The 16,561-nt window shown below is 63.8% G+C and carries 7 protein-coding genes; 6 read left to right on the forward strand and 1 reads right to left on the reverse strand.

Annotation, left to right across the window (positions count from 1 at the left end):
* Positions 1-350 precede the first annotated feature (350 nt).
* The 6 genes from rplJ (at position 351) to QX070_RS13910 (ending at position 15,075) form a co-directional block, all read left to right on the forward strand.
* Entirely contained in the window at positions 351-869 is a 519-nt protein-coding gene (gene rplJ, locus QX070_RS13885; RefSeq protein ID WP_315737590.1) for a 50S ribosomal protein L10, read from the forward strand.
* 60 nt (positions 870-929) lie between these two features.
* Positions 930-1,301, forward strand: coding sequence for a 50S ribosomal protein L7/L12 (gene rplL / locus QX070_RS13890; RefSeq protein ID WP_315737591.1), 372 nt, complete (start codon positions 930-932; stop codon positions 1,299-1,301).
* A 543-nt stretch (positions 1,302-1,844) separates the two neighbouring features.
* Entirely contained in the window at positions 1,845-5,963 is a 4,119-nt protein-coding gene (gene rpoB, locus QX070_RS13895) for a DNA-directed RNA polymerase subunit beta (RefSeq protein WP_315737592.1), read from the forward strand.
* A gap of 131 nt (positions 5,964-6,094) precedes the next feature.
* Complete coding sequence (gene rpoC, locus QX070_RS13900) at positions 6,095-10,294, forward strand: DNA-directed RNA polymerase subunit beta' (protein ID WP_315737593.1); 4,200 nt, start codon at positions 6,095-6,097, stop codon at positions 10,292-10,294.
* A gap of 338 nt (positions 10,295-10,632) precedes the next feature.
* Positions 10,633-12,696 carry an FAD-dependent oxidoreductase gene (locus tag QX070_RS13905; protein WP_315737594.1) on the forward strand — a complete coding sequence of 688 codons (2,064 nt, stop codon included), beginning with the start codon at positions 10,633-10,635 and terminating at the stop codon, positions 12,694-12,696.
* A gap of 87 nt (positions 12,697-12,783) precedes the next feature.
* Entirely contained in the window at positions 12,784-15,075 is a 2,292-nt protein-coding gene (locus QX070_RS13910; protein WP_315737595.1) for an ABC transporter ATP-binding protein, read from the forward strand.
* On the opposite strand, the gene QX070_RS13915 is transcribed toward QX070_RS13910, so the two are convergent.
* Positions 15,015-16,235, reverse strand: coding sequence for an NAD(P)/FAD-dependent oxidoreductase (locus tag QX070_RS13915; protein ID WP_315737596.1), 1,221 nt, complete (start codon positions 16,233-16,235; stop codon positions 15,015-15,017). The genes QX070_RS13910 and QX070_RS13915 overlap by 61 nt on opposite strands.
* Between the last annotated feature and the right edge of the window lie 326 nt (positions 16,236-16,561).

The raw sequence follows: 16,561 nt of genomic DNA on the forward strand, positions 1-16,561 counted from the left end.
GAAATGCCACAGGGGAGGTCGGTCCGCCGATCCCTCCGAATCCTGTCCGAGACTGCAGGCGCCGGCGCGGAAGTCCAATTTCCTCAATGGCTTAATCATACGGCCTGCATAGACGGGTGAAGACCGGATTTCGGCATGTCCACTGCCTCTGTCGTGGTGGCATGCAGGTTTGGTTCGAACCTCGACACTCCGTGGGCCGATAAAGCCTTGCGGAAGGGCAGGCTATTCATCGCCGTTTTGCCTTGCGTGTCCTCGGGTTCTTCCGTCCGGAGGTCAGGTTTGGTGGGGCGGCGGGTGCAACCCGGCGGTCCCGCTTTCGGGCGAAGGCCGCCAACCGGAGAGAGCTTGCTGTGGAACGAGCGGCAAAGAAAGAGGCGGTCGAGGAACTGCACGAGGTCTTCAAGACCACGGGCGTCGCGGTCGTCGCTCACTATTCCGGCCTCACCGTGGCCCAGATGCAGAAGCTGCGCATGCAGATGAAGCAGGCGGGCGCGTCGGTGAAGGTCTCGAAGAACCGTCTCGCCAAAATTGCTCTTGAAGGCACGGACGTCGTCGGCATCGGTCCCCTGTTGAAGGGGCCGACCGTGATCGCAACTTCGAACGATCCTGTCGCGGCGCCCAAGGTTGCCATGGAATTCGCCAAGGCGAACGAAAAGTTCGTCATCCTCGGCGGCTCCATGGGTAAAACCGTCCTGAATGTCGACAGCGTCAAGGCTCTCGCCTCGCTGCCGTCGCTGGACGAACTGCGCGGCAAGCTCGTCGGCCTGATCCAGGCACCGGCGACCAAGCTCGCCCAGCTCGCCAACGCACCCGCGGCCAAGGTCGCGCGCGTCATTCAGGCTCATGCCTCAAAGGGCGAAGCGGCCTGACGCCCTTCGCAAACACTCAAAACCTGGTTTCGAACCGAACCATCTTAAGGAAGTAGATCAATGGCTGACTTGCAGAAAATCGTCGACGACCTGTCCTCGCTCACCGTTCTCGAGGCCGCCGAGCTCGCCAAGCTCCTGGAAGAGAAGTGGGGCGTGTCCGCCGCTGCCGCCGTCGCGGTTGCTGGCCCGGCCGCTGCCGCTGCCGCTCCGGCGGAAGAGAAGACCGAGTTCACGGTTGTCCTGGCTTCGGCCGGCGACAAGAAGATCGAGGTCATCAAGGAAGTTCGCGCCATCACCGGCCTGGGCCTGAAGGAAGCCAAGGACCTGGTCGAGGGTGCCCCGAAGCCGGTCAAGGAAGGCGTCAACAAGGAAGAGGCCGAGAAGATCAAGGCTCAGCTCGAGAAGGCTGGCGCCAAGATCGACCTCAAGTAATCGCAAGATTGCAAGCGGAGCCTTCCGGCGGCCTAAGGCAGGTCCGAAGGTTTCGAGAGATCATGATGACCGGGCGGTAATATCGCCCGGTCATCATCGGGACAAAAGATTTTTGCAGAGGTGTCGGGTCGGGCCGGGATACTGCAAAAGGCGTGCAACAGGATCGCCCGTTGCGGGCCGAACACGGAAAAGTGTGGAGATTTAGGGGCTTCCCCCTCGAATCTCGGCTATCGTCGGCCCATATTGGGTCGGCAGCACGAAAAGCCGGTTATCGGTGGAGTGGCGTCTCCGCCTTTAGACCGTTGGGAGATAGGCAATTTCGGGCTTTTGCAGTCCGTGACGAGATGGTTGTGACGAGCGGGTGCGCCCTCGCGCCTCGCGCGTCGTTTTGCGTTTTGCTGGTCTGAAGAACAGAGCTGGGACGTTTCCGTTCCGGCTTTGGGCCTCAGATCCTCGAAATGGATCGAAATTCAACCCGAAGGGGCGGTGGCAGCCGCTGTTTCGGAAGGTTCGCCCCTCCGGGCGACGAAATGAGAGGCCACGATGGCGCAGCAGACATTCACCGGTCGCAAACGCGTTCGCAAGTTCTTTGGACACATCAAGGAAGTCGCGGAGATGCCGAACCTCATCGAGGTTCAGAAGGCGTCCTACGACCAGTTCCTGATGGTGGACGAGCCCACGGGTGGGCGAGCGGATGAGGGCCTGCAGGCGGTGTTCCGCTCGGTGTTCCCGATCTCCGATTTCTCGGGCACCTCGATGCTGGAATTCGTCCGCTACGAGTTCGAGCCGCCGAAATACGACGTCGACGAGTGCCGCCAGCGCGGCATGACCTTCGCTGCGCCGCTCAAGGTGACCTTGCGCCTCATCGTGTTCGATATCGACGAGGAGACCGGTGCGAAGTCGGTGAAGGACATCAAGGAGCAGGACGTGTACATGGGCGACATTCCGCTCATGACCATGAACGGCACCTTCATCGTGAACGGCACCGAGCGCGTCATCGTCTCGCAGATGCACCGTTCGCCGGGCGTGTTCTTCGACCACGACAAGGGCAAGACCCACTCGTCGGGCAAGCTGCTGTTCGCTGCCCGCGTCATTCCGTATCGCGGCTCCTGGCTCGATATCGAGTTCGACGCCAAGGACATCGTGTTCGCGCGCATCGACCGTCGCCGCAAGCTGCCGGTGACGTCGCTGATGTTCGCGCTCGGCCTCGACGGCGAGCAGATCCTGTCGACCTTCTACAAGAAGCTGATTTACAAGCGCATCAAGGAAGGCTGGCGCGTTCCGTTCGACGCCAACCGGTTCCGCGGCTATTCGACCGTGAACGACCTGATCGACGCCGACACCGGCAAGGTCGTGCTCGAGGCCGGCAAGAAGCTCACCGTGCGCGCCGCCCGCCAGCTCCAGGAGAAGGGGCTGAAGGCGCTGCGCATGTCGGACGAGGAGCTGCTCGGCAACTACATCGCCGAGGATCTCGTCAATCCGAAGACGGGTGAGATCTACGCCGAGGCCGGCGAGGAGATCACCGACAAGCTGTTCAAGGTGCTGAACGAGCAGGGCTACAAGGACCTGCCGCTGCTCGACATCGACCACGTCAATGTCGGCCCCTACATCCGCAACACGCTGTCGGCCGACAAGAACATGACGCGTGAGGATGCGCTGTTCGACATCTACCGCGTGATGCGTCCGGGCGAGCCGCCGACGCTCGATTCGGCGCAGGCGATGTTCCAGTCGCTGTTCTTCGATGCCGAGCGCTACGACCTCTCCGCGGTCGGTCGCGTCAAGATGAACATGCGCCTCGAGCTCGATGCGCCCGACACCCAGCGCACGCTGCGCAAGGAAGACATCCTGTCGGTCATCAAGACCCTGGTCGACCTGCGTGACGGCAAGGGCGAGATCGACGACATCGACCATCTCGGCAACCGCCGCGTCCGCTCGGTCGGCGAGCTGATGGAGAATCAGTACCGCATCGGCCTGCTGCGCATGGAGCGCGCCATCAAGGAGCGCATGTCGAGCGTCGACATCGACACCGTGATGCCGCAGGACCTGATCAACGCGAAGCCCGCCGCCGCTGCCGTGCGCGAATTCTTCGGCTCGTCGCAGCTGTCGCAGTTCATGGACCAGACCAACCCGCTGTCGGAGATCACCCACAAGCGCCGCCTGTCGGCGCTTGGACCGGGCGGTCTGACGCGCGAGCGCGCCGGCTTCGAGGTGCGCGACGTGCATCCGACGCATTACGGCCGCATCTGCCCGATCGAGACACCTGAAGGTCCGAACATCGGCCTGATCAACTCGCTGGCGACCTTCGCCCGCGTCAACAAGTATGGCTTCGTCGAGACGCCGTACCGCAAGGTCAAGGACGGCCGGGTCACCGACGAGGTGGTGTATCTGTCGGCCATGGAGGAGGGGCGCTACCGCGTCGCGCAGGCCAACGTGCCGCTCGATGCCAAGGGCCGCTTCACCGAGGACCTCGTGGTCTGCCGTCATGCCGGCGAAGTCGTGCCGATGACGCCCGACAAGGTCGACTACATGGACGTGTCGCCGAAGCAGCTCGTTTCGGTGGCCGCGGCGCTGATCCCGTTCCTCGAGAACGACGACGCCAACCGCGCGCTGATGGGCTCGAACATGCAGCGCCAGGCCGTGCCGCTGGTTCGCGCCGAGGCGCCGTTCGTCGGTACCGGCATGGAAGGTGTGGTGGCCCGTGACTCGGGCGCCGCGATCGCGGCGCGCCGCTCCGGCGTGATCGACCAGATCGACGCCACCCGCGTCGTCATCCGCGCCACGGAGGATCTCGATCCGACCAAGTCGGGCGTCGATATCTACCGGCTGATGAAGTATCAGCGCTCGAACCAGTCGACCTGCATCAACCAGCGTCCGCTGGTGAAGGTCGGCGACATCGTCAAGAAGGGCGACATCATCGCTGACGGTCCGTCGACCGATCTCGGTGAGCTCGCGCTCGGCCGCAACGTGCTCGTCGCGTTCATGCCGTGGAACGGCTACAACTTCGAGGACTCCATCCTGCTCTCCGAGCGGATCGTGAAGGAGGACGTCTTCACCTCGATCCACATCGAGGAATTCGAGGTGATGGCCCGCGACACCAAGCTGGGTCCGGAGGAAATCACGCGCGACATTCCGAACGTGTCGGAAGAGGCGCTGAAGAACCTCGACGAAGCCGGCATCGTCTATATCGGCGCGGAAGTGCGCGCCGGCGACATCCTGGTCGGCAAGATCACGCCGAAGGGCGAGAGCCCGATGACTCCGGAAGAGAAGCTGCTGCGCGCCATCTTCGGCGAGAAGGCCTCGGACGTGCGCGACACCTCGCTGCGGGTGCCGCCGGGCGTGCAGGGCACGATCGTCGAAGTCCGCGTGTTCAACCGGCACGGCGTCGACAAGGACGAGCGTGCGCTGGCGATCGAGCGGGAAGAGATCGAGCGTCTGGCCAAGGACCGCGACGACGAGCAGGCGATCCTGGACCGCAACGTCTACAGCCGTCTCGCCGACATGCTGGATGGCCGTCAGGGCATCTCCGGTCCGAAGGGTTTCAAGAAGGACACCAAGATCACGCGCGCGGTGCTCGACGAGTATCCGAAGTCGCAGTGGTGGCTGTTCGCCTCGCCGAACGACAAGCTGATGGCCGAGATCGAGGCCATGCGGAAGCAGTACGACGAGTCGAAGAAGGGGCTGGAACAGCGCTTCCTCGACAAGGTCGAGAAGCTGCAGCGTGGCGACGAGCTGCCGCCAGGCGTGATGAAGATGGTCAAGGTCTTCGTTGCGGTGAAGCGCAAGATCCAGCCGGGCGACAAGATGGCCGGCCGTCACGGCAACAAGGGCGTCGTCTCCAAGATCGTGCCGATCGAGGACATGCCGTTCCTCGAGGACGGCACGCATGCGGACATCGTGCTGAACCCGCTGGGCGTGCCCTCGCGCATGAACGTCGGACAGATCCTCGAGACGCATCTTGGCTGGGCCTGCGCCGGCCTCGGCAAGCGCATCGCCCAGACGGTCGATGCCTACCTGTCGAAGCAGGACGTGAAGCCGCTGAAGGAGACCTTGAAGCGGATCTACGGCGATGACGAGACCATCAAGTCGCTCAACGACAACGAGTTGATCGAGCTTGGTCACAATCTGAGCCGTGGCGTGCCGATCGCCACGCCGGTGTTCGACGGCGCCAAGGAGGCCGACATCGAGGAGATGTTGAAGCTCGCCGGCCTCGACGCCTCCGGTCAGTCGACGGTCTATGATGGCCGCACCGGCGATGCGTTCGATCGCAAGGTGACGGTCGGCTACATCTACATGCTGAAGCTGCACCATCTGGTCGACGACAAGATCCATGCGCGTTCGATCGGCCCGTACTCGCTGGTCACCCAGCAGCCGCTGGGCGGCAAGGCCCAGTTCGGCGGCCAGCGTTTCGGCGAAATGGAGGTGTGGGCGCTCGAAGCCTACGGCGCGGCCTACACGCTGCAGGAGATGCTGACGGTGAAGTCGGACGACGTCGCCGGCCGCACCAAGGTCTACGAGGCGATCGTGCGCGGCGACGACACGTTCGAGGCCGGTATTCCGGAATCGTTCAACGTGTTGGTCAAGGAAATGCGCTCGCTCGGCCTCAACGTCGACCTGCACAACTCCAAGCTCGGACCGGCGCCGACGTCGGAAGCCGCCGAGTAGTTCAAGAGGTCAGGCCCGGCCGTCTCGGACGGCCGGGTGCCGGCGCCTTCCCCCGCGGGTCAGGACAAGGCGCCCGTTGAGAGATTTTCGAATTTGCGGCCGACCCCCGATCGGCCCGCGAGGAGAATACGATGAACCAAGAAATTATGAATCTCTTCAATCCGACGACGCCGGCTCAGGTCTTCGACCAGATCCGGATCTCGATTGCGTCTCCGGAGAAGATTCTGTCCTGGTCCTACGGCGAGATCAAGAAGCCGGAAACGATCAACTACCGCACCTTCAAGCCCGAGCGCGACGGCCTGTTCTGCGCCCGCATCTTCGGGCCGATCAAGGACTACGAGTGCCTGTGCGGCAAGTACAAGCGGATGAAGTACAAGGGCATCATCTGCGAGAAGTGCTCGGTCGAGGTGACCTTGTCGCGCGTCCGGCGCGAGCGCATGGGCCATATCGAGCTCGCCGCTCCCGTCGCGCACATCTGGTTCCTGAAGTCGCTGCCGTCGCGCATCGGCCTGCTGCTCGACATGACGCTGAAGGATCTCGAGCGGATCCTGTACTTCGAATACTACGTAGTTCTCGAGCCGGGTCTGACCGCGCTCAAGGACCGTCAGCTCTTGTCCGAGGACGAGTACCTCAAGGCGCAGGACGAATACGGCCAGGACAGCTTCACCGCCATGATCGGCGCCGAGGCCATCCGTGAGCTCTTGCGCGGCCTCGAGCTGGAGAAGCTCGAGCAGACGCTGCGTGCGGAGATGCAGGAGACCGACTCCGACATCAAGCACAAGAAGCTCGCGAAGCGCCTGAAGATCGTCGAGGCCTTCCGCCACTCCGGCAACAAGCCGGAATGGATGATCATGACCGTGGTGCCGGTGATCCCGCCGGACCTGCGGCCGCTGGTGCCGCTCGACGGCGGCCGCTTCGCGACCTCCGACCTCAACGACCTCTACCGCCGCGTCATCAACCGCAACAACCGTTTGAAGCGGCTGATGGAGCTGCGCGCGCCGGACATCATCATCCGCAACGAGAAGCGCATGCTTCAGGAAGCGGTGGATGCGCTGTTCGACAACGGCCGCCGCGGCCGCGTCATCACCGGCGCCAACAAGCGTCCGTTGAAGTCGCTCGCCGACATGCTCAAGGGCAAGCAAGGCCGCTTCCGTCAGAACCTGCTCGGCAAGCGCGTCGACTATTCCGGTCGCTCGGTCATCGTGGTCGGTCCGGAGCTGCGCCTGCACCAGTGCGGCCTGCCGAAGAAGATGGCGCTCGAGCTGTTCAAGCCGTTCATCTATTCGCGGCTCGATGCCAAGGGCCTGTCGACGACGGTCAAGCAGGCCAAGAAGCTGGTCGAGAAGGAGCGCCCCGAGGTCTGGGACATCCTGGACGAGGTCATCCGCGAGCATCCGGTGCTGTTGAACCGCGCGCCGACGCTGCATCGCCTCGGCATCCAGGCGTTCGAGCCGGTGCTGATCGAGGGCAAGGCGATCCAGCTGCATCCGCTGGTGTGCTCCGCGTTCAACGCCGACTTCGACGGCGACCAGATGGCCGTCCACGTTCCGCTGTCGCTCGAAGCGCAGCTGGAAGCGCGCGTCCTGATGATGTCGACCAACAACATCCTGCATCCGGCCAATGGTCAGCCGATCATCGTGCCGTCGCAGGACATCGTGCTCGGTCTCTACTACGTCTCGATCATGCGCGAAGGCATGCCCGGCCAGGGCATGGCGTTCGGCAACATGGCCGAGCTCGAGCATGCGCTGCACGCCAAGGCCATCCATCTCCACAGCAAGATCAAGTATCGCTGGGAGGGCATGGACGAGACCGGCAAGGTCGCCAAGCGCTGGATCGAAACCACCGCGGGCCGCGTCATGCTCGGCAACCTCCTGCCGAAGCATCCGCGCGTCACGTTCGAGGTCATCAACAAGCTGATGACCAAGCGCGAAATCTCGGGCGTGATCGATCAGGTCTATCGTCACTGCGGCCAGAAGGAGACGGTGATCTTCTGCGACCGCATCATGGCGCTCGGCTTCTACAACGCCTTCAAGGCGGGCATCTCGTTCGGCAAGGACGACATGGTCGTGCCGGCGGGCAAGTGGAAGATCGTCGACACCACCCGTACGCTGGCGAAGGATTTCGAGCAGCAGTACAATGACGGTCTGATCACCCATGGCGAGAAGTACAACAAGGTCGTCGACGCCTGGTCGAAGGCCAGCGAAGAGATCGCCAAGGAGATGATGAAGGAAATCTCCGTCACCAAGAAGACGGCGACGGGGGCGGATGCCGACATCAACTCGATCTACATGATGTCGCATTCCGGTGCCCGCGGTTCGCCGGCCCAGATGCGTCAGCTCGCCGGCATGCGCGGCCTGATGGCCAAGCCGTCGGGTGAGATCATCGAGACGCCGATCATCTCGAACTTCAAGGAAGGTCTGTCGGTTCTCGAGTACTTCAACTCGACCCACGGCGCCCGCAAGGGCCTCGCGGACACCGCGTTGAAGACCGCGAACTCGGGCTACCTGACCCGTCGTCTGGTCGACGTCGCGCAGGACTGCATCATCACGCAGGACGATTGCGGCACCCATCTCGGCATCAAGATGCGCGCCATCGTCGATGCCGGCACGGTCGTGGCTTCGCTCGGCTCGCGCATCCTGGGCCGCGTGCCCTGCGATGACGTGCGTGATCCCGCGACCAACGCCGTGCTGGTCAAGGCCGGCACGCTGATGGAGGAGAGCCACATCGACGCCATCCAGCAGGCTGGCGTGCAGGAGGTGAAGATCCGCTCGGCGCTGACCTGCGAGCTCGTCAACGGCATCTGCAAGATGTGCTACGGCCGCGATCTGGCGCGCGGCACGCCGGTCAATCATGGCGAGGCTGTCGGCGTCATCGCCGCGCAGTCGATCGGTGAGCCCGGCACCCAGCTGACGATGCGCACCTTCCACATCGGTGGCGCGGCGCAGCTGAACGAGCAGTCCTTCGTGGAATCGAACTTCGAAGGCAAGGTGGTCATCAGGAACAAGTCGATCGCTCGCAACAGCGAGGGTCACCTGATCGCGATGGTCCGCAACATGGTCGTGACGATCGTCGACCCCGACGGCACCGAGCGTGCGACGCACCGTATCCAGTACGGCTCGCGCATGCACGTCGACGACGGCGACATGATCAAGCGCGGCCAGCGCATCGCCGAGTGGGATCCTTATACCCGCCCGATCCTCACGGAAGCGGAGGGCACGATCGGGTTCGAGGATCTGACCGAAGGTCTGTCGATCTCGGAAACGCTCGACGAATCCACCGGTATTGCCAAGCGCGTGGTCATCGACTGGCGTGGAACGCGCGGTGGCGCGGATCTGCGTCCGGCGATCGTGATCAAGGGCAAGGACGGCAAGGTGCTCAAGCTCGCCCGCGGCGGCGATGCCCGCTACATGCTGTCGGTCGACGCGATTCTTTCTGTCGACGTCGGTGCGACGGTGAAGCCAGGCGACATCCTGGCGCGTATCTCGACCGAAAGCGCCAAGACGCGCGACATCACCGGCGGTCTGCCGCGGGTGGCGGAGCTGTTCGAAGCGCGCAAGCCGAAGGATGCCGCGATCATCGCTGAGATCGCCGGCACCATCCGGTTCGGTCGCGACTACAAGAACAAGCGTCGCATCTCGATCGAGCCGGTCGACAAGACCGAGGAGCCGCGCGAGTACCTGATCCCGAAGGGCAAGCACATCCATCTGCAGGATGGCGACATCGTCGAGAAGGGCGACTTCATCGTTGAAGGCAACCCCGCGCCGCACGACATCCTGGCGATCAAGGGCATCGAGGAGCTCGCGGCCTATCTGGTCAACGAGATCCAGGAGGTCTACCGGCTGCAGGGCGTGCTCATCAACGACAAGCACATCGAGGTGATTGTCCGTCAGATGCTGCAGAAGGTGGAGATCGCCGACCAGGGCGACACCGACATGATCTCGGGCGAACAGGTCGACAAGATCGAGTTCGACCTGCTCAACGCGAAAGCCGTGGAGGAGGCGAAGAAGCCGGCCACAGGCACTCCGGTTCTGCTCGGCATCACCAAGGCGAGCCTGCAGACCCGGTCGTTCTTCTCGGCGGCCTCGTTCCAGGAGACCACCCGCGTCCTCACCGAGGCGGCGGTCAACGGCAAGATCGATCCGCTCGAGGGTCTCAAGGAGAACGTCATCGTCGGCCGTCTGATCCCGGCTGGCACCGGCGCCTCGATGGCCCGCATCCGCGAAGTCGCCTTGAAGCGCGACAAGCTGATTCTCGACGAGCGCGAGAAGCAGGCGGCGATCGTGCCGGCGCAGCCGGAGCCTCAGCCGCTCGCTCTGCCGCCGGCAGAGTAAACGGACGGTTGCGGCAGACCCTGACGGTGTTGGGGTCTGCCGTGCGTTCATCGCGCGTAGAAAAAGGCCGGCGGTTGCCGGCCTTTTTTAACATTTTCTTCTCCTGTCGCCGTGCTGCTGCCCCGTTGTTCATCTTCCCTTCAGGGACAGAGGCGCTTTTGGAAGCATCAGATCCGCTGAGCTGATTTCCGTCGACTCCCGTGGCGATGCGCCGATTTGCTCCGGCGCAAATCTTTTGCGGGCCGGGTACGCTATGGCCGATCGAGCCCCGAGGGTGGCAGGACCCCTGATATGGACGACCGGCAACGTCGCTGACAGCCGGAGATGGCGGAACTTAGATGCTTGACCTTGCGATTGTTGGTGGCGGTCCGGGTGGACTGATGAGCGCCTGGTACCTGAGGCGCAAACTCGGCGATCTCTGCAAGGTGACGATCTTCGAGGCATCCGACCGGCTCGGCGGCAAGATCGTGACGCGCAAGTTCGATACCGCACCGGCGATGTATGAGGCTGGTGTCGCAGAAATCTACGACTACTCGATGACCGGCCCTGATCCGCTGCGCGAGCTGATCCAGCATTTCGGTCTGCAGACGATTCCGATGGATGCGCTGCAGGTCCAGCTCGACGGAGAGCTGCTCGACGACGTGCCCGGGCTGCGCCGCAAGTACGGCCCGAAGACGGCCGCTGCCGTCGAGGCGTTCCGCAAGCGTTGTACGGAGGTGATGTCGCCGGTCGAATATTACGAAGGCGTCGGCGCCCACGATAACGAGCACCCCTGGGCCTACAAGACCTGCGAAGAGCTGCTCGACGAGGAGGTCGAGGATCCCACGGCCAAGCGCTTCTTCAAGGTGATGTCGCGCTCCGACCTCGCGACCGAGGCCCACAACACCAACGGCCTCAATGCGCTCAAGAACTTCGTGATGGATATCGACGACTATATCGGCCTGTACTCGATCCAGAACGGCAATGAGCAGCTGATCGAGTGCCTTCGCTCGGAGGTCGATGCCGACATCAAACTCAATCATCGCGTGCTCCGAATCGGCAAGACCGAGCAGGGCCGCTACCGGCTCAACATGATGAACGGCAAGGGGCCGGAGACGCGCGAGTTCGATCTCGTGCTGGTGTGTCTGCCGCATTCCTGGCTGTCGACGGTCGGCTGGGACGGCGAGAAGCTGCGCCAGTCCATGGTCAAGCACATCGCCTATTTCGATCGTCCCGCGCATTATCTGCGCGTCTCGATCCTGTTCGACGAGCCGTTCTGGGGCGAGAAGATTCCGGGCTCCTGGTTCATGTCGGAGGCGTTCGGCGGCTGCTGCATCTACAACGAGGGCTCGCGCCACGACGTCGGCAAGCACGGCGTGCTGAACTGGCTGATCGCGGGCTCGGATGCGCTCGCCTTCGCCAACCTGTCGGACCAGGAGCTGATCGATGCCGCCCTGAAGTCGCTCCCGGCGGCGCTCGGCGATGCGCGCGCACACTTCATGGAAGGCAAGATCCATCGCTGGCTGTCGTCGGTCAACGCGCTGCCCGGCGGTCTGCCGGTGCGCGACGTCATGACCAATCACCGGCCTGAGCCGAAGGAGCACCCCGGTATCGTCGTGGTCGGAGACTACCTGTTCGACTCGACCTTGAACGGGCTGCTCGATTCCTCGGATGCGGCCACCGACATCATCCTGACCGAGATGATGCGGCTGCGCCGCGCCCGCTCGCAGGCCGAGATGCCGCTGTCGGACAAGATCGACCGCGACTATTTCGACAATTATCGCGGGCAGGGGCCGTACAGCGAAGCGTGGTCGCAGTTCACCGATCCGGACTATCTGACCAGCCTTATCAAGATCGTCTGGAACCGGGCCGGTAAGGGCAAGGGCTACAAGCTCCTGGTCGCCGGCTCCGCGAGCGGCGAGCTGGTGGGTGCGCTCCGCGAGCGCGGCATCGATGCCCGGGGCATAGAGAACAACCGCTACATCCACGGCAAGACGCCGAAGGCGCTGAAGAAGTACAACAAGCTCGGCTCGATCACCGACATGTCGTTCAAAACCGGTGAGTTCGATTTCGTGTTCGAGACCAGCCTCTGCCACCTCGGTGACAAGCAGGTTGCGCGCGCGATCCGCGAGCTCAACCGCGTCGTCAAGACCGGCCTCGTGTTCGGCTCGATCACCTCGGACATGGCCCCGGCGCTGGTCGACCGCTACGACCTGCTGCGTGGGGTCAAGAAGCTCGGCACCTGGTGGGAGTGGTCGGAGCTGTTCTTCGGCAACGGGTTTGATCTGGCCATGCACCGCCGCGATTGCACCGACGAGGTGTGGGCTGCGACGCTCGCGGCCAACAAGGGGCCCGGTCAGTGGTACGCCGACGCCGACAGCCTGCGGTATTCGTTCTTCGACAAGGTCGAGGACGAAGATTGAGGACGCTGGCCGCGGCGCTGTGCAGATGTTAAAGGCCTGACGCGCAAGGCTGGCGCTCTCGTCGGCCGCGCTGCTTCGGTTGGTTGCATGGCGCCCAAGAAACCAGAGTCAGAGTCGAGACCGGCTTCCAAATCAGGCTCGAAACGAGGTTCGAAATCCAATTCGACCTCGGCGCCGCCCGGTCAGGCCGCGGACGATCGGATTGCCGGCGAGCGAATTGCGGCTGCCGCGGGCGCCGCAGCCGAGATCGCGAAGCGGCTTTCTGGAACCGCCGCGCCCCAAGCGCCGCAGGCACCCCAAGCGCCGGAAACACCGCTCGCCGCCAACGCGCCACTGGCAGCCGAAGCGCAGCACACATCTGAAGCGCCGCAGCCCTCCGAGCCGTCGCAGGCCGCCAAACCGCCGCAGGCATCCAAGCCGCCGCAGGCCACCAAGCCACCACAGGCAAGCAAGCCTGCGCCGCCTCCCTCCGACGAGGACGACGATGAGGACGGCGAGGACGAGGGCGACGATCTCGACGACGATGATGACGACGACGAGGATCTCGTCGTCTACACGGCCCGAGAGGCCGCCGGTGCGCTTGCGACCATCTACGGCTTCGTCTCGCCGCTGCTCGCCAGATACAAGAAGATGCTGGCTTTCGTGTCGATCGGCGTCCTGATCGAGACGCTGTTCAACGTCATCATGCCGCTCAGCCTCAAGTTCCTGATCGACGATGCGCTCGGCGAGGAGGATTTCGAGGCGCTCTATCGCATCCTCGGCGTGCTGGCCGTTGCGGGCATCTTCACCTCGATCGTTGCCGTGCTCTACGAGCGCTGGGATGCGCGTCTGGCGGCTTGCGTCATCTCGGATGTCCGCACCCGTCTGTTCGATCACGTGCAGAACCTGCCGGCCGCCTATTTCCAGCGCACCAAGCGCGGCGAGATCCTGTCGCGCTTCTCGGTCGACATGTCGGCGTTCGAGAACGTCGTGAAGAGTTTCGCCAACAGCGCTGTGCTGCCGTTCCTCGAGCTGATTGCGGGCATCATTCTGATGCTGTTTCTCAACTGGCAGCTCGCTGCGATCGCGCTGCTGGTGTTTCCGATCACCCTGATCGGCCCGCGCATCCTGACGCCGAAGGCGGTTCAGGCCAATTACGAGCAGAAGCTGAACGAGGCGTCGCTGCTCGGCGTGATCCAGGAGAACATCGCGGCGCAAGCCGTCATCAAGGCCTTCAGCCTGCACCGCAAGGTATTCGGCTGGTTCAGCTTCCGCAACGACGCGGCGCGGCGCAAGATGGCCGATGCGATGTTCCTGTCGACCATGGTCGAGCGCACCGTCACGATCTCCGTGCTGCTGCTGCATCTCGTCGTGCTCGCCCTCGGCGCCTATCTCGCCACCAAGGGCCAGATCACCATCGGCACCTTCGTCACCTTCGAGAGCGCGTTCTGGGAGGTGTCCTACAACATCGCCCATGTCATGCACTTCGTGCCGGTGTCGATCTCCTCGGCGGCCGCAATCCGGCACATGCAGGAGCTGCTGGACGAGCCGACCCGCGGCGCCGACCGGCCGGGCGCGCCGGATCTGCCCCGCATCAGCCACGACATCACCTTCGAGCGCGTGACCTTCCAGTACGAGGGCAGCCAGACGCCGGTGCTCGACAATCTCAGCCTCAAGCTCGACGTCGGCAAGCGGATCGCGATCGTCGGTCCGTCGGGCTCGGGCAAGAGCACGCTGCTCAACCTGATCCTGCGACTCTACGTGCCCAACGAAGGCCGCGTCACCATCGACGGCGTCGACATCCGCAGGGTCACGCGCGATTCGCTGCGCGGCAGCATGGCCGTGGTGTTCCAGGAGAACATGCTGTTCAACATGTCGCTGCGGGAGAACATCCGGCTCGGCAAGGAGGGCGCCACCGACGCCGAGGTGGAGGAGGCGGCCAAGAAGGCCGAGATCCACCGCTACATCATGAGCCTGCCGCAGAAATACGACACGCTCGTCGGCGAGCGCGGCGACACGCTGTCCGGCGGCCAGCGCCAGCGCATCGCAATCGCCCGCGCCATCATCCGCAATCCCTCCGTGCTGCTGCTCGACGAGGCGACCTCGGCGCTCGACCAGACCACGGAAGCCGCAATCAACCGCACCCTGCTCAAGGTCGCCAAGGGCCGCACCATGATCTGGTCGACCCACCGCCTGACCTCGGTGGTCGAGATGGACGAGATCATCGTTATCTCCGGCGGCCGGGCGATCGAGCGCGGCAGCCACGCCGAGCTCTTGGCCAAGAACGGTGTCTATCGCAAGCTGTGGGACGACCAGGGCCACCAGCCGAGTCGGGCCGATCAGGCCGACGACGACAGCGATGAAGACGACGATGAGGATGATGACGACGACGAGGAATAAGCGTTGAGCGGCGCAATCGTCTTCGTCAGCCGCTGCCGCGTGCCGCGGCCGAGCGAGACTGCAAAGCGTGCCCAGCGCTGCGCCTGCCAATAGGGTCTGGTCCCGATCGAGACGGATCTGAAATTCCAGGCCTTCTCGAGCGACCACGCATCGCAGGCCATCTTGACCGGGTCCGCATAGAAGGCCGCGATCTTGGCCTCGCCCATGCCGTCAGTCGCCAGCCAGCGCGGAATGTGGACGTTGCAGAGGCGCTCGACATCGGTGAACACCTTGTCGGAGCCGGTGCCGGTGACGGGGCAGGTGGTGCAGAAGGCGTCGCCGACGAGCACCACGCCGGGCATGCGATATCCGCTGTTGGTGATCAGATCGGCTGGCCGGACCTTCACCTCGCCGCTCACGGCGTACTCGCCAGTGATCCGCCGCAGGCCGGGCAGGGCGGCCGTCAGCGTTTCGACCGGGGCGCGCCGGATCGCCCGCAGCCAGGGATCATCCACCGCGCGATAGGCGAACAGGTTCGCCCGCATGCGCTCGCCGATCGGGAACAGGGTGATGTAGGGCACCCGCGCACTGGCCCGCTCCTGGAAGTAGGTCATGGCCGGGAACGGGAAGGCGGCGCGGCCGACCGGCGTCAGGTCGAAGCCGATCGAGACGGAATGGGCAGGGCTGGTGATCTTGCGGGTGATTCCCAGAATGTGCCGCAGCCCAACGTTCAGCCCGTTGGCGAGCACGACGAGGCGGGCGGAGATCGTCTGCCCGTTGGACAGCACGACCGACTGGCGATCCTCGCCTGGCGTGATCGCCACGGCCTTGGCGACGATTCGCGTCACAGGGCCACGGATCTCGTCACGCACGGCCGTCACCAGCGTATCGTACAGGATGCCATATTGCTGGACTGGCGCCCGTTCGAGCACGTAGCCGAATCGGGCGATCCAGTTCTCCGGGGCCAGGGTGGCTTGGGTTAACACCTTGTCGGCGATCCCGGTGCGACGGAACCGGCCGATCTGCCCGGCACTGGAGATCTTCTCGATTCGAAAGTCGGCCGGGTAGATCGCATGGGGATCGACCAGAATCGCCGGGATGCCCGCACGCCCGAGCATGGCGGCCGTGATCGCGCCGGCCAGGCCGCCGCCAATGATCGCAATATCGGTATATTCTGTCACCGGGCGCCTCGTCTTGGCGCCATCCTTGTCGGCCAAAGCCGAAAAAAGCCTTATCTTCAATGTCTCTGGATATGTCCGGGGTTGGAGAGGTGACTGCGCAGGCGCGGGCAGGGCTCTGCGGTCTACAGATACCTTAGACGCGGGGGCACCGTCGGAGCGGAAACTGCAGCGGCCAGAAGCGCTTCTTTGAGCGTCCTGCGGCGTCGTTTTGCTTGACTTGGATATTTACCGCTTATAAAAGGCCGGCACTCAACGACAGGCGGTGAGCTTCGCCAGCGTCGGTACGGATCACCCAGACCACCCAGAACAGGGTGGGACGGGCACCA

The organism is Bradyrhizobium sp. SZCCHNR1093 (assembly GCF_032381175.1).
Taxonomy (GTDB): domain Bacteria; phylum Pseudomonadota; class Alphaproteobacteria; order Rhizobiales; family Xanthobacteraceae; genus Bradyrhizobium.

Excerpts from the sequence above, each read along its gene's own strand:
- QX070_RS13905 (WP_315737594.1), top strand. The coding sequence starts at position 10,633 with ATGCTTGACCTTGCGATTGTTGGTGGCGGTCCGGGTGGACTGATGAGC.
- rpoC (WP_315737593.1), top strand. The coding sequence starts at position 6,095 with ATGAACCAAGAAATTATGAATCTCTTCAATCCGACGACGCCGGCTCAG.
- rpoB (WP_315737592.1), top strand. The coding sequence starts at position 1,845 with ATGGCGCAGCAGACATTCACCGGTCGCAAACGCGTTCGCAAGTTCTTT.
- QX070_RS13910 (WP_315737595.1), top strand. The coding sequence starts at position 12,784 with ATGGCGCCCAAGAAACCAGAGTCAGAGTCGAGACCGGCTTCCAAATCA.
- rplL (WP_315737591.1), top strand. The coding sequence starts at position 930 with ATGGCTGACTTGCAGAAAATCGTCGACGACCTGTCCTCGCTCACCGTT.